The organism is Phyllobacterium sp. A18/5-2 (assembly GCF_025452215.1).
Lineage (GTDB): Bacteria > Pseudomonadota > Alphaproteobacteria > Rhizobiales > Rhizobiaceae > Phyllobacterium > Phyllobacterium sophorae.
In genome coordinates this window covers 1,397,651-1,416,715 of the sequence record NZ_CP104966.1, presented here as the reverse complement: position 1 = coordinate 1,416,715, position 19,065 = coordinate 1,397,651, and the positions used below count along the sequence as shown (strand labels likewise).

The window sequence follows — 19,065 nt, the reverse complement described above, 5'->3', positions numbered from 1 at the left end:
CTTGACGCACTCAATCGTTTCCTTTGGGTCTCGGACACGAAAGGTCCCGTCGTAATCGAGCACTGCTCAATCATCCGGCTCCGTTGCTTCCGTGGGTTCGTCGCCACCCATAGTGTGGAAACCATGCCGTTTGAGAAGCCTAGATATCTCCAAGCCGGCCTCCTGCCTCTGGGCGACTAAGTCTTTCAACTTGCGGATATCTTCCTGATCTTTAACGACTTGCGTTTCCCCGCCGATGGTTACGGAAATATCGCCAGCACCTGTCGAAATATGCGCTTCTTTCATGTGAGTACCCTTTCTCAAAAGATATCGTACCACATACGGCTGCTAGGGAACCTTGCCACATTTAGTATCACGATACAACAATGCCGCTGGTATTTTGTGCTTATCTGAGGCCAACACAACCTTCCATGCGATATTTTACCTTGGGTATTACGTCGTGCTTGTTTGATGTGTTGGGCATGTCGGGTTGCCAGGGGACCCTGGTCAGCCGCGGCGGCTCGGCGGTTTTGCCCGTGTAGGTCGCTGTGCACCTGCCCCGTCCGACCTGTCGGCAATTTGATCCCAGTACCGGTCAGACATCGCGGCTAGGCGATACATCACCCGAAAAAGTTACAAGTCTGTGCCCTGTCGGCAAGAACTTTTCCCGGTCACCAAGATGTTTTGCCGATCCTAGCCGGTGCGTAGCCCCGCCATTGGCGAGGCGACGAGGGCTGCGCATGCACCAGCTGGACAGGAATATGAGTCCCCGAGATTTTTGTCGAACCGACGCTCGCTCCGATCCGCAGGCACCGCGGTGGTTGCCGACTCAATTGTGAGTCTCTAGCTTTTGGCGTATTATCTGTGTCTGGGGGAGCAAATGGACACGGAAAGTCATACGTTCAATCAGCTTGAACTAACCAAGCAAATATACAGGTCTTACCTCGATAGCCTTTATGAGGTTGATTACTATCACGCAGCGATCGTCGGGGTTGCATCTTACTCTCAGTATTATGATTTTGTTATCGCCTTGGGTACGGCTCTCAGCGGTGGCACTGGAATAATTGGGATTCTCAGTGAGAGCCAGCCCATGGCTTATGTCTGCGGGGCAGTTACCTTGGCTTCGATAGTCCTGACTGCGGCTAAGCAGGCGTTCGACTGGCCAAGTAAGATCAATTTCGCGTCTGAAAGAATGCAAGAGCATGCGGTTCTTGCAGCCCGCTATAAGATTATCGTGGACCGCATACAGGCTACCCACGCCCTCACGAAACAGACAGTTCAGGCCCACCACGAGTTGCTTGACGAGCAAGCTTCGCTGCCCGTCGCTAAATTTAAGCCATTGCCACTCAAAAAGCGTAGGGAGCTTCAGGCTGCCATACAACAACGAGAGGCACCGCAGACTTGGTGGAAGCCTGATGCAACAGCAACGATGCCAGGATTTTGACAAATGACTAAAGGGCTACCACCCAAACCGATAGAAACGCCAAATAAACCGCCAGACCCCTGGGAGTTGGGATGGCAAATGGGTTGCGAGTTTTTCCAACGCCGCCTCTTTGAGAAGCCCTGACGTACCTCGTGCGACTAATCTCGGCTGGGATCCGGCCACGCGGGCGTTGCGGTTCTCGGCTCCCCACGTTAAACATTTTTCATTCGCTGTTGGGCGCGGCCAGACGGGCGCTCAAAGCAGGTTCATGTTATGAACAAAAGACCTCTCCTCCCCTGTCGGTCGCCCCATTACCGGCTTCGCGTAACCAGCTCGTCTATTCGAGTACTTGGTCTGTCCATCGCTGGGATTGCTCCGCAACGCTTCGCTGCCACCGGAGTATACTCGACAACTGACCGGGACACTTGTCACACATCAAGGGTAGAGGGCCTTGGATCGAGAAAATCGACTAGCCTTGAAGCCAAACGTTCACGATCTCGAAGTTGGCATTCCCATACGACCAGGACATCCCAACCCGCCAACCTCAGTTTTTCCTCGTTCTCAGCATCTCGTTCCTTATTCCGTGCCAGCTTGGGTCCCCAGTAGTCCACTCTGGATTTCGGCGGGAGTGACAGTTTGCAATGCTGATCGGCGTGACTGTGCCAGAAGCAGCCGTGCACGAAGACAACCTTCCGCTTCGATGGAAAAACAAGATCGGGACTACCAGGGAGGGTTCGTCGATGGAGCCGATATCGATATCCCATTGCATGAATGAGACGTCGCACGATCATCTCGGGCTTCGTGTCTTTCTGACCGACGCGGCTCATTAGCCAACTTCGAACCGGCAACGTCCCCGGCATTCGAGGTCGCTTGTCTGGCATCTTGAAGCTTTGCTTATCGGACTTGTTCTCTTTCATCTGTTTCCAGATAGTCGCGGCTCAGCGATTCGCAAGGTTTAAGTGAAATCGTGAGAGCCGGTTATCATTTTAATAGCATTCTGGCTAAATCGCTCGGCCTCAACGTCCAAGTCCTCTGCAGCAAGATCGTAGCGCAGCCCGAACATCTTCTTGCCCGTGGCCGTACTGCCAAGATAACGCGACGTGTCGACTCCGTTTGTCGGGCAGACAAATCCGCCGACATCAACGTTCATTGCATCCATGAAAGAGAGAACCTCGTAGCGGTCCTGTTCCTTGGGATCGGTCTTGTACTTGGCGTCCAACAGTGCGACGACGATCCCGTCTTTTTTGATGACGATGTCTGGATGAATAGTGAATCCGCCTCCGTCGACGAAGAAGTTGCCCGGCCTCTTATTCCCATCCTCAACGCTGTAACCCTGCTTCCAGAGGCGCTCTGCGAGCTCCCGTCTGATGAACGCTTCGAACACTGCCGACACGTCGATGATCAGTGAATCCAGTTTGACATATCCGTCGAAGCTAACATCGGGCAACAGACTCTGGAGAATTAGGAAAGCCGCCCATAGGGGATCTCGATAGTGTGCCAGTTGGGGCGGAATGCTTCGCACTTTTCTGCTCAGCTCCGACACTAGGTCCGCTTTCCTGCCATCCCAATCGGTCACCGACCAAAGATTGTGCAGCAGCGTGTCGATCTCCTTGACAATTGGGTTCTTCCTTTCATTGGCGAGATACCACTGGCGCACCTGCTTGAGGGCTTCTTTGAGGCTAATGTTCGCAATGACCGTGGCGGACAGGGTGCTGTGGTCGAATTCGTGTCTGTAGCGGATGCCCTTGGAGGCGTGCCGTTTCACGGTTTCAGAAGCCATGAACCTTCCCCGCCACGGTGGGGCATTGGCATTTTTCACGTACGACTTCACAAATCCACGTTTGGCAATCAGTTTTGTTCCGTCCACCAGAGAACGTCCGTAGATTTTCTCCACATTCGAGGCGGACACGAACCTCGGCATGTACCCGCGTGAGAACCCGCTGATCGCTGCCGGAATGACTCCGGATCTCACTAGCATGTACGAGAGGTTCGCTATGCTTGCCCGAGGCGTAACTTTAATGGCCAGGGTCGGTGTCACCGGGATCGTGCCAACGAAACGAGTCGTACGAAACGCGATCTGGCCTCCCGCCATGCTGGTAGTTAGATAACCCTTCGACGCGATACGCTCGTCGATCTTCAGCTCGCCATTTTCCATAAGTGAGCCGAGTCGAAGCGAGAGCTCCTGGAACTCTTCACATTCGATTACTTCAAACGTCAACGACGGTTCCTTCGAGACGCCTCACCAATGCCTCGAAGCTCGCTATTACATCTCCTCGCACGCCATCGTTCAGGTCGATGGCAAGTTCGGCTGCCGGGCGCATCCGGTATCGCCAGACTAGCTTGAGATGGTCGAGATTTTTCACATCTGCAAAAAAGCTGTGGCCCAATCCAAACGGCACCATTTTTTGAACGTTGTCGAACCACTTTCCGATTTCCGTAATCTGGTCGGACGTGAAGCCCCCGCCTGCCTCTAGGAGGCTCTCTACGACATCCCGCGACGGGGCGACTTGGATATGATCGAACCTGCGGACGAAGGCTGCGTCTACCTGAGAGACGCTTCGGTCGTAGGGGTTCATAGTACCAATCATGACAAGGTTGTTCGGTATCGTAAATCGTCTGCCGGAAAAAGGTAGGATGAACGCATCGTCACGGTAGTTACGCTCAATGTATGTCAGAAGCTCCCCAAACACGCGGGCGGGGTCGCCGCGGTTGATCTCATCCACGATCAGTACGACCAAGCCGTTGTCCGGTTGAACGTTTCTCGCCCTGTCGCAGGCATCTATGAACGTCTTGTTGACGATCTGGTACCCTGAGACGGCGCTTTCGGCGGGTCGGTACCCCTCGACGAAGTCCTCGTAGCCATAGGAGGGGTGGAACTGTACCCGGAAAATATCTGTATTCGGCATCTTCACAAGATGGGTGGCGATACGCTTGGCGTAGTAAGACTTTCCTGTTCCTGGAGGGCCAGTAAGTATAATACCCGAGCTTCCAAACGTCAGCAGTTGCTGCACCTGCAGGAGGATTGGATCACTCAAGTCAAGTGAGATCGGAGGAGCCGCTGTCTCCGGTATCGCCTCGGCTGTCTTTACGTCCTCGACAAGGGCGCTCTTGATGGCTGCCACGTAGTCCTGGGGTACTGTGTCGGGAGCAAATACGTGATCCCGTTCCTCGGACTGAAAGATGAACAATTTCTCGTAGTCGGTATCACTTTGCGGAAAGCCTTCCCTGAATCTTTTTTCGAGAGCTCTGGCATCATCTGCCTCTCCGAAGGTCTCTTCGCGAAACAAGATAACCGCAAGGTCGACGATTGGTATACGCGCGACCTGACCGCTCTTAGTCAAGACATTTGTTCGGAAGACGTCAGCGTAATTCTCCGCTAGCTCCCAGTTTTCACCATCTGTAGTGATAGACCGCTTGGCCCCTTTCCACTTACCCTCAAAAGTGTTCTTACGGATCGTAGCAGCGTTACTATGGGGGAACCCCGCCTCCGCACGCCGGAGCGTAGTCGGATTGAAGTATGGCTTGATCTTGTCGTCGTCATTGAGATGAAAATACCGATCCCAGAAATCAAACTCTTCGGGCCTTTCGCGAAAAAGGATCGGCTCCGCGTTCTCCTTACCTGCTCCTTTTTCGAGCAACGCAAGAAGCGGCATCAGATGAGCGGTCGCTTGCGCCCGAACCTGTTCTTTCCAGTCTGAAATGTTGTGCAGAGCCAGCGTGACCCTATCGGCCCGTATTCGGCTGGCCATTAGGCGACACGCTGGTAGTGTTGCTCGTGTGTCCCAGCAGTCAGAAGCTTGATCAGGTGCATGCCGATCGCTTTGGCCAGCAACGGAGGTACTGCATTTCCAATTTGCCTCGGAAAGCCCGCTCCAAGAAATTGATAATGATCAGGAAATGATTGGCAGCGTGCTGCCTCTCGATGAGAGATTGCCCGGTCTTCGAGTGGATGGAGGAACGGCCCCGACGCCACGTTCTTGTAATTGCAGGTGATCGTATAAGAAGGTCTGTTTGGATCGAGCCTGTAATAAAGCGTGGTACAATCGCGACGAAGCTGGCCGTTTGCGATAGTGCGCATCTTTTTAAATCGTTCCGGCAACACTCCCACAGGAGCCGCCCGCAAGCCTTGTCCCTGACCGATGTGCGCAGCCAAGCTCGATGCCTGCTTTGAAAGAGGTCGCCCGACATGCATCGTTACCTCTGTCGGGGCGCCGGAGCGGGCATAGACCTGATAGGGCCCCTGTGGTGGGGATGCGTAATCGCGGTTCTGCGAGATGTAGTCTTGGCCCATCAACGGAAGATCGGAAATGGCTTCAGTCAAAGTGACGTACGGCTTAAGTCCTTTGATTCCGTCACCATGGGTCGGAGCGGGGAACGACAGTTCGATCTCGTCAACACGGGTTCCGATGAATAAGATTCGGTGACGCATCTGTGGCACTCCGAAGTCGGCGGCAAGTACCTGTGTAAAATCCGTGCGATACCCGATTTCCTCGAACGCGACCTCGATTTGCCTGCGAAATTCACCCTTGGCATAGGTCAGCATGCCGCGAACGTTTTCCATAAGGAACATCTTAGGTTTGACTTCGTCGACCAGGCGCACGAAGTGCTTGAACAGAAAGTTCCGCGGATCATCCTGTATGCGCTTTCCATGCGTGCTGAAACCCTGGCAGCTAGGGCCACCTGCGATCAGATCTATATCGCGAGTGCCAGCGAGACGGAAAAGTTCTTCCCCGCTAACTTTGGCGATGTCGCCTTCAATGACCGGTACGCCGGGGTGGTTATGACGATAGGTGGCAGCGGCGTGCTTGTCGAAATCGACCCCAACCCGTGGATTGAAGCCAGCTTGACGAAGTCCTTCGCTAAGGCCACCAGCGCCGCAAAACAAGTCGATCACTATGGGGCCTGAGTCACCTAAACCATCTGACATGAAAATCCCTCTCGAGATCACGTGCTTTCCGACGTTGCCGTATCTCATCATTAAAAAATTAAAACTTTGGAGTCGCCAGGAACAAAAACAGAACATAAAAAAATGTAGGTGGCCTGTCAATGATGTTAGAAGAGGCCTTGCGGGCGCTGCACCATACACCCATCTCGCCTACGCCTTTGCTTCATCAGGGTTTTGACTGGCGATACGCCCGCTTACACTCCAGCATGGAGGATCGCTCAACGCCGCCCTCGCGTTCGTATTGACCCGAGGCTGAAATTACTCCAGTTCTTGCAAGGAACACGCCAGCCATCTACTGTTATTCCGCTGAGCCTAACCCAGTGGGTCGATGGGGATGACCAGACCCTAAACTGTCTGGAGTACTGTCGGATTGACCAAGGTCTTAGCTGCCAACGTCGCCAAGCTATCGACAGCCACGTTAAGTTCATTGTCTGCATGGCCACGTACCCATTCCCAGCGAATACGAGGAGTGGAAAGCCCGTCCAATTGCTCCCAGAGGTCCTTGTTCAAAACCGACTTCCGGTCGCTGGTTTTCCAGAATCGTGCTTTCCAACCTTCCAGCCAAGAATTCATGCCCTGTACAAGATACTGACTGTCACTGCGAACATAAACCGGATGGTCACCATCCTTAAGTGCCTCCAGAGCCTTAATCGCAGCGGTCATTTCCATCCGATTGTTTGTTGTGTCAGGGTCGTGGCCAGAAAATTCCTTGCGTTTCAACTGAAGAGCTCCATCCATTGACTGAAGTATTACGCCCCAACCGCCAGGGCCCGGATTTCCGAGGCAAGCTCCATCGGTGTGGATAATGATGTGCCGACCGACCACTAAATTATTTATCGTCATTTTCGTTAGTTTCCTTTCGTTGTTGGATGAATCACGGTTGGACTGACGTGTGGACCACGGCATTTTCTGAGGTGGGACTCCTTCAGTAATATAGGCAAATGACCAACGGTCCCATTGGTTGGGCCTTGCCCGACCTTTCGTATTCAAAGGTGCCCGAAAGCTGTCCAAAGTTCTTTGAGGTGATGGTTACATTGACATGAAGAGGGGGACCGACCAGCCCCACTCCTTGGTTACGATGTTCGCAACGCTAAGCTCCGCCGCAGACCAATTCGTAGGCCACATCTTGTCCATTAATGAGGTCGCCCAATGAGTTAAAAGGTAGTATCTCGAACTCGGCCAAAGGGGCTGACATCTTCGATCGCGCTTTCGTCAGGTTGGACGACCTGATGCCTGCATATCTGCTGACCGTCTGCTTCGGCACCCCGAGGATGTCGCAGATATCGGACTGCAATAGGTTCGGGAAGCAATCGAGTAGCCAGCAGATTTCCATTTGCGGTGTCATGGCTGTTCGCCTACTCTGGATAAACTCGTCAAGTCGTGCCCTGGCGAGCCGTTTGGTAGGGCTGTCTAATGACTTTGATTCGATCTTGCGAGCGGCTTCAGTCCATCTTTCATCTGCCCAACGCTGACCAAAGGGAGATAGGACATCGAAGGGATACTTCCCGACCTTTGGCTGGATGCGTTTCCCTAATCCATCCGCTACCGCCTCTGGCGTGATCTCGATATCGAACGTTGTCAGATTGTCCAAAATGTTCTGGAGCAAGAAGCCCCATCGCCTTCAGGATTGCTCGAGTTTTCCGCGGTCCTTCTCCCTTAGCCTGTCCATACTCTGTGACAGTTATCCATTCCCCAAGAGACTTGATTATGAGATCCCCGGATGCTCGATCCAGGGTCTCTGTGGTGTATTCCAAGGCTACACGGTCTCCCTAGGTTCGATCATGGCCTGTCCAAGAACGGCGGCTCGCTCCTTATCAAACAATCGTTGCCGTTCATTCAGGTCTTCAACTTTGCGCTTTGCTATTTCCATACCGAAGCCAACGAGCTTGGTCTCATTGATGATCGACCAAAGTGCCTTGGTGGTCTTTGGTGGGACCTCGCGATAAACAGATCGCGTCATTCCGTGCATGGACCACTGGTACGCTGCTTCGCGTGGATTTAGCCGCAGCAACATTCTAACAGTCTGGAAACGAAACCCTTCGTCGTGTTTCCATTGCCTCTGGTTGAATTCGTACCAGAAGCCCATTGCCATCAGGACCTTGCAGATGATGATGCTGTCTACCTCCTTGGATAGTGACACGATTGCCTTGGAAGCGTTCATTGTGTGGACATTGAAGGGAACACCATCGCTGGAGCTGTTAATATGGTTTTGGGCCCTTCGTACTGTGCGGAACCAAATATCGTTTAGGGTGGCAACCGCATTCGATGCGGATGACGTGGTTAAGTAGGTCTCGATGTCTTTGATGTAGGGTTTAAGTTCGGACTTCTTGATACCCTTCTGATGTGGATGACCGTGGCGGGCCAAGGTTCTCTTGTGACGCTCGCAGTACGAGCTATAGCCTTTGGGCTGCACGAAGCAGCCGTCAGCCTTGCAGATTCTCATATGTGTCTAAATCTCATCCTGTGGATTGGGGTCAAATACAGAGAAGTGGCTTCCCTGTTCATGCGTTCTCACAGCATGGCCGAAAGTCGTACCTAGACCTAAAGGCACGGGGGCGAGGTTTCATTTAAGCAGCGGCAATGGATTAGGGTGTCATGGGGAGACGGTTATGGATCGTCGCACGGGTGTCAGATTATGCCGCAAGCGATGCCTCACGAGCCGCCTGTCGAGCATCAATCTCCTGCCGAACCGCCTCGACCGCTTGCCGGTGCAGGTTTTGATATCGAGCTTCCCACGACTTGGTTCGCTCGACCTCCCCAAGCATTTTGGATACCTTACGCTCGGCCTTGCCTAAGCGAATGCGTAGGCTGCGCAGGGTTTGCTCGCTGGCGTCGACGTCATTTAGTTCAGTTTTGATTGACCGTACCGTAGCGCGAGCCTTTCTGAGTGCTGCCTTAATTTCTTTGAGATCGAAGCCAATTATTTCCAGCCACAAGAACATCAAGTCGCTATCGCGTGACTTCGAATCCAAGGCATCCATCGTGACTATGTTGAATTTGACTGTTTTCATTTTCTAGTTCTCCTGATTTGCCGAAAGTCGGCGGTTATCCCATCCACCATGGATCGGAATTTCGAATGATATTTGCCGGGGCGTTGTTGCACCATTCATCGGAGCTTGGTCCGATTGCTGGGCCTGGTCAGCGTACTTTGATCTGCGACCGAGATTGTTGGATCGTTGTTGTATGGCCTTCAACGTTGAGCGGTGCCCTCTAGGCCTAATGCGCTCAAATAGCGCTACGAGGAGCGCCAGTTGCCACTGGCCCGCACCGGTCGACCCTAAGACATCGAAAGGGCTCATACGCTTGGATATTATATCAATTTTGTCCGAGTGGTGTTACTTATGGCGGAATTCTGACGCAAATATAGATTCAACTAGTATTACGCGCAATTCGTGATAATTTATAAGTCGACAATCGCACAAATTTGCTGATTTCACCTTCTATAGGTTATTTGTGGACTGAATTCCTTTGATGTAACTTTCCCATTAACTCTATCAAATTTTAATACTGATAGATACTCTGAATTTAGAATCCAAACCGGTCAACAATGCTTGAAAACTCGTCTTTCCAAGCGCGGCCATACTTAGCCGCATTCGCTTTTAATTTGGCTTCGATGCGACAAGGCTCCATCCGCTTGCATCCATGGACTTCGAAAAGGTGCTGACACAGCCATCGCATGGCCTCGGCTCCGCTGCCACCAAAGTGTCGACCGAATGAAATTGCCAGCGCCGACCATGAAGACGGATGTTCCTGATAGCCACCGCCAACTTCATCAGGGAACTTGTACAGCCTCTTCGAGAATTGATCGGTGATCCGTCGCGCCATGATTCTAGCTTCCGTAGGCAACACAGGCCTGCCCATGTCGAGGCTGTTCATTCGGGCCGGGCGGGGTTGTGGAACGCGCTTTTTCCGCTGGTGCTTCATAGGCTCCCCTGTGATACGTTCGTTATCCTTGGCACGCAAATAGGCGTTGATGGCCGCCTTTTTTTCCGTGGCCGATCCCAGCTTCGGCGTTCCCCGAGACTTATAGACCCGAAATTGGAAGGCCTTGGCAGTGGACGTATAATCGTAGAAGCCGTCTTTACCCGGTTTGACTTCGATTGGAGATTTTTTACGAGGCATCTCAATTCCATAAGCTTCATGCTGGGTGCGGCTAGGGTTCCATGGCCTGCGTAGCATCTTGCATAATACAGGCCGCCGCCAGGTCAACATTGATAAGGGTCGAGGTGAGAATGCTGTTTTTGACGCATCAGATGTCACCTGACCCTAGATTACTCAAGCCAATGCCCGATACACCGAAGCTTTGGACATGCCCGTCTGCTGGATGATGTCCTTGATCATTAAACCTTCAGATCGCAATGCCCTTATTGTCTGAATGGTATCCTCCGTCATCTTCGGGTGTCGCCCAAGCTGTTTGCCGTCCCTACGAGCCTTCGCGATGCCATCAGCCTGTCGCTCCTTGCGGATGTTATTCTCAAACTCGGCAACGCTCGCTAGTATCCCCAAAGTGAGCTTTCCAGTGGGAGTGGTCGTATCGATGCTCTGATCCAGTACCTTGAACTCCACGCTCTTCGCGGACAACTCATGGATAATGTTCAAGAGGTCGCGCGTTGATCTAGCAAGGCGGTCGATCTTAGTCACAACGAACACGTCACCTTCACGGCAATACTCGATTGCCTTCTGCAACTCCGGTCGATCCCGGTCTACGCCTGACAGCTTCTCCTGAAACACTTTCGAAGGCTTCAATGCACCTATTTTCTCAAGCTGGACGTCAAGTGATTGTCCGGTGGACGATACGCGAGCATAGGCTACGATGGTCATGGTCGATGTCTCCAACGTCTTAGTGTTTCTGAGAACACTCTTGTGAGACATAGATGAGACACAGTCAATAGGCTCTACGTGGAAAAATGTCTCAGACGTATACTTTCTGAGACAAGCTGTTGGTGGGAACCCCATAGAGGCAATGCACTGAACGTTGGCTCAACTGCCGACCTCGCAAATTTTCCTCAAATTTTTCATTGCCATTGGACAACCATTGCCAAAATCAGGAACCCCATATGCAAGCTCCAAAATTGTCGCTACCAATGTTTGACAGGGCAATCTTGGAGGGCGAATGTTCGAGATCAGTGAGCATGACAGCAACCTGCTTAAAAAGGCCGTCAGAGATGGTAACGCAGTATTATTGCTCGGCGCCGGGACATCCGCTACATCGCTGAACGCACAGGGGCAGAAGGTCAAATTGGGAAAAGCTCTTGCAGGCGAACTCGCCCAAATGGCAGGGCTTCCTTACGCAAACGAAGATTTGCCTGAGGTCATCCAGGCCGTGGGCCCGAGATTAAGCGAGGTGCAACTCCATCAGCTGTTTCGGAAGGAATTTACCCGTATCACCCCCGCTGACGAGTTAAACGAGCTTTTTCAGTACAGCTGGTGCCGACTGTATACTTGGAATATTGATGACGCCATCGAAAATGTTCGATCTCCTGTACAGCTTCGGCGGTACTACAATGGACTGAATGACAGGGTAGCCGCCGACGAAGGAATTGAATATCTCCACGTTGTTCACCTGCATGGTGAGGCCTCCAAACCGGAACACGGTTTTATATTTGGTCCATCCGAATACAATCGGAGGCTGAATAGTGATAAGCATGACTGGTATCGGCAAGCCGCGACCGACTATGCGACACATGTGCCAATCTTTATTGGCAGTACGCTAAGGGAGCCCATTCTTTCAGCAGAACTTGACCGAGCACGTCCGAACGCGAATGCGTCATTAGGCACGGCCTTTTTGATCACGCCTGATGAGTTCACCCCACTCCAAAAAGCTGCGTACCAAGCTCGAAACATCACTGTGGTTCAGGGAACACTGGCCGATTTTATCGACTGGCTTCGGAGAACTGTTGGCCGAAGCATGAGCCCCTTGGAAATCAGCAGGGAAAGAAATTCATTCACCGAGACCGTTGCATCCAGAATATCGCCAACGCGAGCAGAGATCAGTACGGCCAACTCCATTTTGGTCCATACTTGGCAGAATGCCAAAAGCAAAGCGGATGAACTTCAAGGGTTGAAACGCCAACAAGCTGCGCGAGCCTTCCTCGAAGGAGAGCCACCAAGCTGGAGAATCGCCGCGAGCGACATACCGGTTTGGCTCAGCGCAACGGATGATCTGTATGAGTCACTTTCGTCTTCCATAGCTGCCGGAGACCGAATGTTCGTTGTCTACGGACAATCCGGCAGCGGAAAAACAACTGCGCTTCTTCAGTCGCTCCTCAGATATGTCCGAGAGCATGATGGAACGGCCATCTACGAATTGAAGGGCGACGTGAAATCTCTGCGCTCGTCACTTGAGCTGATCGCGCAGCTTCACAAAGACGATCATGCTGTCGTTTACCTCGGGGATGCTTTCATATACGGCGATGCACTCAGCGAGGATGCTCTAGCCCTTCCGCGAGGAAAACTTACCCTCATTACCAGTGCCCGATCAAATGAGTGGCGACAACACATAGAACGGCGCGTAGGGGATTTTGCGACGTCTTTTGAATTCCAACGGTTTGTTAAAAAAGATTATCCGGCCCTGATTGAACGATTATTGCAATATGTTCCGTCTCCGAGGTTCCTGAAGATGAACCCGAGCGAGAGAACGCAAAAGCTTGCAGCGTCACAAGAGCAACTTCTGATCGCTCTAAAAGAGACAACGGCTTCCGAAAAGTTTACGAAAGTCATCACCGACGAGTATGAAAACCTTCCGGACGATGACACCAAGGCGCTATTCTTAATTGTCGGTCTCGCAACAATCTCGCGGACCGGTATTTCCCAGTCGGCAGCGCGTGAGGCGTACAATCGGCTTCGAATGGGATTGTCATTCGAGGGTGCAATGCGCCAACTTGAAGGCATTGTGAGTGCCAATTCTTTGGGACGCCTAGTTGCACGCCATGAGTTATATGTTCGACATATTATAGAAAACGTTGCGGGCTTCTCAGCCGTAGTGGAGGCCGCAGTCGAGACGCTCCGAACCTACACAAAATATGCCCTCCCAATTGTAAAGAATGTAGATCGGCTGGACGGACTACTGTTCAAATTCATTCTGAATCACAACTTCATTGGCGACTTGGCTCGTCGGCGAAACGAAGTTGAAGAAGGTCTACGAGTATTTCAAAGTTTCGAGATTGAGTTTCAGCTCGACGGCCATTTTTGGCTACAATACGGACAATACCTTGTCATGTTCGGCGAACTTGAGCCGGCATTGCGAGCGTTGGAGAAGTCGATAGCGGCCTATCCTGAAAACATCTTTGCGGTCCATGCTTTAGCCGACCTCCAGTTGCGAGTGGCAAACAATCGCAACACTTACGATGCGACTACTGTCGCTCTGATCGGTGATGCCGTGGAAACGTTAGAAGGTCTTCATGCTTCGCAAAATGTTGAGACGGATTTTTATCCCATTGTGACGCTGGCTGATAGACACGTATCCGCGCTAATTAAGCACGATCAGCATAAATCCGCTTTATTTGCCGCGCAGCGATATTTCCGGCTTATCGAGGCGATGCGGCGTACCAATATGCAGATAGATCGGGCAAGAGAGCGCCTTGCCCACTACATCACGCTCGGTACGTGGGAGATCGGTCAGTCCTCACAGAACGGTCGGCCGGACCATCGCAGACGTCGTAAGCATAAGCGTTAGGCTTACAGCAGGCAGGGTGCCTCTACCCATAGGCCAAGGCTCTCGCCTTTTCCTTTTGCTGCCTTTGACAAGTGACCATGGAACAACATCGGCCATCTTGGCGGATAGCTGGCACCACTTCGAAATCATCTGCTTTTCCAGACGGCCCACCCCGGTCGAACCGTGTGTGCCGAAAGCCCTGGTCCAGTATCCCTGTGGTCGCCGGAGGGGCACCGGGGGGGTACTGCGCAAGGCCGCTTAATCTAATTGGTAGCTCGCAGATTTTTATTATTTTTTCTCTGTAAAAAATCCGTGATGGTACCGAACCCGTACAACCTCGCTAGGCGCGTGTCTCCACCGCATCCCGATAACGCCCTCTTCGAAGTCCACGGTCGCGTGACTAAACAACAACCTCAGCGCCCCATTCGTCCTCGCTAGGTCACCTTCGATTGTCGCCTGCTGGAACTGGTCAACCAAGTTATCGACCCTGTTCGTCATCCCTGTCGCCATAACTTCGGCAATCTTATTGCGTTCAGCTACAGCGTCTATCAGTACCACTTCGTTCGCCCGAAGCGCCTGGATGAGTGCCATTGAACCTCCGCTGGACTCGATGGCACCTACGAGGTTTTGAACGCGGTCCTGGGTCGCTTCTACGGCCCTTTCCGCCCTCTCGTATTGGTCCTGCAATTCCGCATCCGGCGACGGCACCACACCATGAACCCACTCGGCAAAATCCCTGATTGCATCCTCGACCAGATCGCACCGTACGCCCACGTACTGACAACCCAGTTTCCGCTTGGCTGTCGTACATGCCAGCTTCGGCTGGGACCGCTTACCCTTCATCACGCGGGTCATCGTCGCCCCACACCGTCCGCACTTAGCTAACCCTGCGAGCACGTTTTGGACGCCTTTGGTAGCTACGGTCTTTGGCGTCGTTCCAGCATTGAGTAGGCCCTGAACGGCATCGAACGTCTCCCAGTCGATCACTGGGGGATAGAACCCTTCGACCACCTGTTGCGCCGTCCGCACCTTCTTGCCGTCTACGATGTCAGCGGTGTGGGGGACGTAGGTTCCAACGGTCGCCGCGTTACGGAGTATCTTGGCGATGTACGACCTCTGCCACGCTGCCCCCCGACCCCACGTCTTGACGCCTCCATCGTTCAACCTCAGGGCAATCTGATGCTGACCTATGCCCGCTATGGTCCACCTGAAGATCTCCCGAACAACGCCTGCTCTCTGCTCAATGGCATCGTACCCAGATCGATCGTCCTTCAGTCTTAGCCAAGCGGGGCACTTGCTGGTCATCGGTTTACCCTGCTCGACTGCCTTGACGCGCTTACCGTGCCACGCCGCCTTCAACCGCCGAGCCTTCGTAGCGCTCTCCTCATTGGCCCTGATGAAAAACATCATGCTCATCATCAGGTCCATGGGGTCGCTATCCAACCCCTCAACCGTGTACCGCTTCTCATTGTCGAGAGTAACAACAGTGACTCCAGATTCCACGATGCTCTCCAAGACCCGCACCGCTCGCCTCGCAGTCTGTCGCGATAGTCGGTCCAGCGCTTCAACCAGCAGGAAACTCCCATGCGGGATGTCGCCAGCCTCAGCCAATTGTAAGAACATGCCTAGCGCCCCGTCCGCCAAGTTCCTGCCGCGATACGCTGACACACCCAGATCGGCCATATTCAATTCCGTATCCAGTTGCAGTCCATGCTTCGCGGCATACGCCGCCGCCATCTGGGTCTGTCGCCGATGACTGTCACCATGCTGTTGCTCGGGAGTGGAGAACCGTACGTACGAGTAGGCTCGCGGCTGGGTAGCTTTCATGAGTCGTCTCTTGTTGAGTGTCAATCCATGGCTAAACGGCGGAAGGCCCTATGTCAACAACGTTCTCATGATGGGGCCGCCAGGATCGGGCAAATCCATGCTGGCACAGCGGTTGCCCTCAATCTTGCCACCCCTCCTGCCGAGGGAGCTGCTCGATGTATCAATGATCGCCTCGATTGCGGGCGAGCTCATGGGTGGAAAGCTGACGGACAGACGGCCATTTCGCGCGCCACATCATTCCGCTTCCATGGCGGCAATGTTCGGTGGCGGCATTCGGGCCCGTCCGGGTGAAGTGTCCTTAGCCCATCGCGGTGTGCTTTTCCTGGATGAGTTTCCCGAATTCACACCGCAGGTGCTTGATCTCGCTTCGTCAACCACTGGAAACGGGAGAGTGCATGATCGCGCGGGCCAATCACCGCATTTCCTATCCGGCGCAAATCCAGCTTGTTGCCGCCATGAATCCCTGCCGCTGCGGTATGGCAGGCGAGCCAGGTCATCAATGCGCCCGTGGACCACGTTGCCGACAGGATTATCAGGCACGGATTTCCGGTCCGTTGCTGGATCGCATCGATATAAGGGTCGACGTTCCATCCGTCAGCGCTACCGATCTCATCCGCCCTTCCGCTTCAGAAAGCAGCGCCGTTGTCGCCGCGCGGGTTGCACGAGCGCGCGCTATACAGAAGCGGCGCTACGAAGAATTAGGCGTTCCCTCCATCACAACCAACGCACAATGTTCGGTTGCCTTGATTGAACAAGTCGCACAACCCGATGGTCAGGGCATTTCGCTGCTGCAGCAGGCCAGCGAGCAGATGCGATTTTCTGCCCGCGCCTACCATCGCGTGTTGAAAGTAGCGCGAACATTGGCCGATCTCGACGGCCAAGAGACCGTCGGACGCATTCACCTTGCCGAAGCAATTTCCTACCGTATCGCCGCCGACACCGTTAACCAAGCGGCATGACCAAGCGAACGTGCCGGACCTTTCGATCCGGCACGCCCTCCAATATTGATTTTTTACTGAACCGAACCGACCAGAATGTTGGTAGGCGCTTCGATGCTGACCCAGCGGCCAGTATTATTGGTCGCCTGCCGCTTGAGATACGTGTACTCGGTCTCTGACCAGTTCTTCACGCCATCGACCAGATTATCAAGGACGAAATCCCCCTTGTCGGTGCGCACGGTCAGAACCGCATGGCCCTCGCCATCGGGCTTGCGAACCACGGTAATCAGGAGATTGGCTGGAGATATCCCCGCCTGCATCAGATCACGCCGCTTAAGCAGCACGTAGTCTTCGCAATCGCCGACCTTGTCGGGATAGGCCCAATATTCCTCGACGCCATAGATCTCCATGTCAGTCAATGGCTTTATCTTCTGGTTGTCACTGCTGTTGATGCTGACGATCAGCTGCCAGAAATCATGGTTCATCTTTTCGGGCATCACATTGCGGCTGCGGATGGAGCACTCGTCCGGCGTGCGCTTGCAGAATTCATAGTGGCCGATTGGTTGCGATGTCAGACCACCTGTGGTCATGAATGCCTCGGATGCCGAAGCGGGGTTTGCACCAAGCGACACCATAAGGAGTGCTACTGCAATCCCCATGCACTTCATAACCCTTGCCGCTCCGAACATGCCCCACTCCAAACCCGATCAGCCATCGTTAACAAAACGTTAACGGCGGGAGGGGACATGAGTCAATCACAATGGCGCCACGGTCCCGCCATTGTTAATATATGGTTAAAATTGGAGGTTTTGCATGTTCCGAATATTATTGAGAATTAGAACCGAGTGTCGTGCACGAAATTTCGGCGACCCATTGCGCCGCAAACCCATTACTATGTCATTGTTTTAATTTCTTTTTTAAAAACTGCTGGCTGGACCGGGGGTTAGCGGCTTGCCAAGTGTGAAATTCGTTCGTGTTTCATGCCGGCTACATCAAACGGGTTAGGCTCGTGCGCGTTTTCCTATCGGCGTCACATTGCTATTGCGGTTCACCTGTGCGTGATCGTTAACAAACTGGACGATACGTGGTGCAATTTCGGCACGGAAACGCGACCCGTTGAATACACCATAGTGGCCAACTTTCGGTTGAAGATAATGCATCCGCATCTCTTTCGGAATATTGACGCAAAGGGTCTGCGCTGCCTTGGTCTGACCAACACCAGATATATCGTCATTCTCACCCTCAACGGTGAGAAGCGCGACAGTTCGAATGGCGGCGGGGTCAACCGGCACTCCGCGATGGGTCATTTCGCCTTTCGGCAACGCTTGGCGCACGAACACCGTATCAACCGTCTGCAAGTAAAATTCCGCCGTCAGATCCATGACCGCCAGGTATTCATCGTAGAATTCCCGATGCTTGTCAGCGGAATCTCCGTCTTCCTCGACCAGATGCATGAAGAATTCCTTATGCGCTGTAATATGGCGGTCCAGGTTCATGCTCATGAAGCCGGACAGCTGCAGGAAGCCAGGATAAACGTCACGCATGAATCCGGCATGCGGCCAAGGAACCGACATGATCACATTGTCGCGGAACCAGTTGATGCCTTTTTCCTCAGCCAGCTTGTTGACGGCCGTCGGATTCTTGCGGGTATCGATCGGCCCCCCCATCAATGTCATACTGGAGGGTGAGTAACGATCGTCATTTGCTTCCATGATGGAAACGGCGGCGAGAACCGGGACCGAGGGCTGGCAGACAGCCACAACATGGGTATCTTCACCCAATGCATGAAACATTTCAATGACATAATCGATGTAGTCATCGAGATCGAAATTGCCGTCGCTAAGCGGAACAGTGCGCGCATCGACCCAATCGGTGATATAGACTTCAGCATGCGGGAGCAGTGCTTCAACCGTCCCCCGCAGTAGCGTTGCATAATGTCCCGACATGGGCGCGACCACGAGAATCTTCGGATCGCCAGGGCGCGTGGCCGCGAGGGAGCGCTTGAAATGAATGACGTTGCAGAAGGGCTTTGACCAAACGATCTTTTCCTTCACATCGGTTTCGATTCCATCAATCAAGGTTGTCGGCAGGTCGAAGACAGGCTTGCCATAGGCGCGCGTGGTGCGTTCGAACAGTTCGCACATCGCGGTTATGGAGCGCCCCACCACCGTTTGAGACAATGGATTCAATGGGTTATCGTAGAATAACTTGGTTGCATCGGCGAAAGCCCGGTAGGGCTGGAGCGCGGCATGGTTGAGTTCATAAAGCTGGTAGAACATTCCATTTTCCGATCGATCGA

16 protein-coding genes and 1 pseudogene are annotated in these 19,065 nt (G+C 53.2%); 3 read left to right on the top strand and 14 right to left on the bottom strand.

Going from position 1 to position 19,065, the window contains the following annotated elements:
- Positions 1-66: 66 nt before the first annotated feature.
- Positions 67-285, bottom strand: coding sequence for a hypothetical protein (locus tag N8E89_RS07090; protein ID WP_262261559.1), 219 nt, complete (start codon positions 283-285; stop codon positions 67-69).
- Between the two features lie 574 nt (positions 286-859).
- Between N8E89_RS07090 and N8E89_RS07085 the strand changes: the two genes are divergently transcribed.
- A complete protein-coding gene (locus N8E89_RS07085; protein ID WP_262261557.1) occupies positions 860-1,423 on the top strand; it encodes a hypothetical protein in 564 nt (187 codons plus the stop codon).
- A gap of 407 nt (positions 1,424-1,830) precedes the next feature.
- Here the strand turns inward: N8E89_RS07085 and N8E89_RS07080 are convergent, their stop codons facing one another.
- The 10 genes from N8E89_RS07080 to N8E89_RS07035 all read right to left on the bottom strand — a co-directional run bounded on the left by N8E89_RS07080 (position 1,831) and on the right by N8E89_RS07035 (position 11,168).
- Positions 1,831-2,193: a very short patch repair endonuclease gene (locus N8E89_RS07080; protein ID WP_315975682.1), complete on the bottom strand. Its 363-nt coding sequence runs from the start codon at positions 2,191-2,193 to the stop codon at positions 1,831-1,833.
- Between the two features lie 164 nt (positions 2,194-2,357).
- Complete coding sequence (locus N8E89_RS07075) at positions 2,358-3,620, bottom strand: 5-methylcytosine restriction system specificity protein McrC (protein WP_262261555.1); 1,263 nt, start codon at positions 3,618-3,620, stop codon at positions 2,358-2,360.
- Positions 3,610-5,055 (bottom strand): McrB family protein, encoded by a 1,446-nt coding sequence (locus N8E89_RS07070; protein WP_262261553.1) that lies wholly within the window; start codon positions 5,053-5,055, stop codon positions 3,610-3,612. The genes N8E89_RS07075 and N8E89_RS07070 overlap by 11 nt, the downstream gene beginning before the upstream one ends.
- 95 nt (positions 5,056-5,150) lie before the next feature.
- On the bottom strand, positions 5,151-6,380 hold the full coding sequence (locus tag N8E89_RS07065) for a DNA cytosine methyltransferase (RefSeq protein ID WP_262261552.1): 1,230 nt from the start codon (positions 6,378-6,380) through the stop codon (positions 5,151-5,153).
- A gap of 312 nt (positions 6,381-6,692) precedes the next feature.
- On the bottom strand, positions 6,693-7,190 hold the full coding sequence (gene rnhA, locus N8E89_RS07060; RefSeq protein WP_262261550.1) for a ribonuclease HI: 498 nt from the start codon (positions 7,188-7,190) through the stop codon (positions 6,693-6,695).
- A 247-nt stretch (positions 7,191-7,437) separates the two neighbouring features.
- Positions 7,438-7,953, bottom strand: a complete 516-nt coding sequence (locus N8E89_RS07055; protein ID WP_262261549.1) for a hypothetical protein — start codon at positions 7,951-7,953, stop codon at positions 7,438-7,440.
- A 150-nt stretch (positions 7,954-8,103) separates the two neighbouring features.
- A complete protein-coding gene (locus N8E89_RS07050) occupies positions 8,104-8,790 on the bottom strand; it encodes a hypothetical protein (protein WP_262261548.1) in 687 nt (228 codons plus the stop codon).
- A 190-nt stretch (positions 8,791-8,980) separates the two neighbouring features.
- Positions 8,981-9,358: a hypothetical protein gene (locus N8E89_RS07045; protein WP_262261547.1), complete on the bottom strand. Its 378-nt coding sequence runs from the start codon at positions 9,356-9,358 to the stop codon at positions 8,981-8,983.
- A gap of 514 nt (positions 9,359-9,872) precedes the next feature.
- On the bottom strand, positions 9,873-10,469 hold the full coding sequence (locus N8E89_RS07040; RefSeq protein WP_262261545.1) for a hypothetical protein: 597 nt from the start codon (positions 10,467-10,469) through the stop codon (positions 9,873-9,875).
- 153 nt (positions 10,470-10,622) lie between these two features.
- Complete coding sequence (locus N8E89_RS07035; RefSeq protein WP_262261543.1) at positions 10,623-11,168, bottom strand: recombinase family protein; 546 nt, start codon at positions 11,166-11,168, stop codon at positions 10,623-10,625.
- Positions 11,169-11,460: 292 nt separating this feature from the next.
- Between N8E89_RS07035 and N8E89_RS07030 the strand changes: the two genes are divergently transcribed.
- Positions 11,461-14,022 carry a P-loop NTPase gene (locus N8E89_RS07030; RefSeq protein ID WP_262261541.1) on the top strand — a complete coding sequence of 854 codons (2,562 nt, stop codon included), beginning with the start codon at positions 11,461-11,463 and terminating at the stop codon, positions 14,020-14,022.
- A 267-nt stretch (positions 14,023-14,289) separates the two neighbouring features.
- Here N8E89_RS07030 and N8E89_RS07025 read toward each other — a convergent pair whose 3' ends face one another.
- Positions 14,290-15,828 (bottom strand): recombinase family protein, encoded by a 1,539-nt coding sequence (locus N8E89_RS07025; RefSeq protein ID WP_262261539.1) that lies wholly within the window; start codon positions 15,826-15,828, stop codon positions 14,290-14,292.
- Positions 15,829-15,883: 55 nt separating this feature from the next.
- Here N8E89_RS07025 and N8E89_RS07020 point away from each other — a divergent pair.
- Positions 15,884-16,787 (top strand): annotated as a pseudogene (locus tag N8E89_RS07020) (YifB family Mg chelatase-like AAA ATPase); the annotation flags it as partial.
- 53 nt (positions 16,788-16,840) lie between these two features.
- On the opposite strand, the gene N8E89_RS07015 reads toward N8E89_RS07020, so the two are convergent.
- Together N8E89_RS07015 and N8E89_RS07010 are read right to left on the bottom strand one after the other, a co-directional pair.
- The gene (locus tag N8E89_RS07015) at positions 16,841-17,455 is read right to left on the bottom strand and encodes a transglutaminase-like cysteine peptidase (RefSeq protein WP_106662241.1); all 615 of its coding nucleotides are present in this window, start codon (positions 17,453-17,455) and stop codon (positions 16,841-16,843) included.
- A gap of 312 nt (positions 17,456-17,767) precedes the next feature.
- Positions 17,768-19,045 carry a polyhydroxyalkanoate depolymerase gene (locus N8E89_RS07010; RefSeq protein ID WP_113172613.1) on the bottom strand — a complete coding sequence of 426 codons (1,278 nt, stop codon included), beginning with the start codon at positions 19,043-19,045 and terminating at the stop codon, positions 17,768-17,770.
- Between the last annotated feature and the right edge of the window lie 20 nt (positions 19,046-19,065).

What these genes read in the sequence shown, in the direction of transcription:
- N8E89_RS07090 (WP_262261559.1), bottom strand. Translation starts at nt 285, where the DNA reads ATGAAAGAAGCGCATATTTCGACAGGTGCTGGCGATATTTCCGTAACC.
- N8E89_RS07085 (WP_262261557.1), top strand. Translation starts at nt 860, where the DNA reads ATGGACACGGAAAGTCATACGTTCAATCAGCTTGAACTAACCAAGCAA.
- N8E89_RS07080 (WP_315975682.1), bottom strand. Translation starts at nt 2,193, where the DNA reads ATGATCGTGCGACGTCTCATTCATGCAATGGGATATCGATATCGGCTC.
- N8E89_RS07070 (WP_262261553.1), bottom strand. Translation starts at nt 5,055, where the DNA reads ATGCCGCTTCTTGCGTTGCTCGAAAAAGGAGCAGGTAAGGAGAACGCG.
- N8E89_RS07065 (WP_262261552.1), bottom strand. Translation starts at nt 6,380, where the DNA reads ATGATGAGATACGGCAACGTCGGAAAGCACGTGATCTCGAGAGGGATT.
- rnhA (WP_262261550.1), bottom strand. Translation starts at nt 7,190, where the DNA reads ATGACGATAAATAATTTAGTGGTCGGTCGGCACATCATTATCCACACC.
- N8E89_RS07050 (WP_262261548.1), bottom strand. Translation starts at nt 8,790, where the DNA reads ATGAGAATCTGCAAGGCTGACGGCTGCTTCGTGCAGCCCAAAGGCTAT.
- N8E89_RS07045 (WP_262261547.1), bottom strand. Translation starts at nt 9,358, where the DNA reads ATGAAAACAGTCAAATTCAACATAGTCACGATGGATGCCTTGGATTCG.
- N8E89_RS07040 (WP_262261545.1), bottom strand. Translation starts at nt 10,469, where the DNA reads ATGCCTCGTAAAAAATCTCCAATCGAAGTCAAACCGGGTAAAGACGGC.
- N8E89_RS07035 (WP_262261543.1), bottom strand. Translation starts at nt 11,168, where the DNA reads ATGACCATCGTAGCCTATGCTCGCGTATCGTCCACCGGACAATCACTT.
- N8E89_RS07030 (WP_262261541.1), top strand. Translation starts at nt 11,461, where the DNA reads ATGTTCGAGATCAGTGAGCATGACAGCAACCTGCTTAAAAAGGCCGTC.
- N8E89_RS07025 (WP_262261539.1), bottom strand. Translation starts at nt 15,828, where the DNA reads ATGAAAGCTACCCAGCCGCGAGCCTACTCGTACGTACGGTTCTCCACT.
- N8E89_RS07015 (WP_106662241.1), bottom strand. Translation starts at nt 17,455, where the DNA reads ATGTTCGGAGCGGCAAGGGTTATGAAGTGCATGGGGATTGCAGTAGCA.
- N8E89_RS07010 (WP_113172613.1), bottom strand. Translation starts at nt 19,045, where the DNA reads ATGTTCTACCAGCTTTATGAACTCAACCATGCCGCGCTCCAGCCCTAC.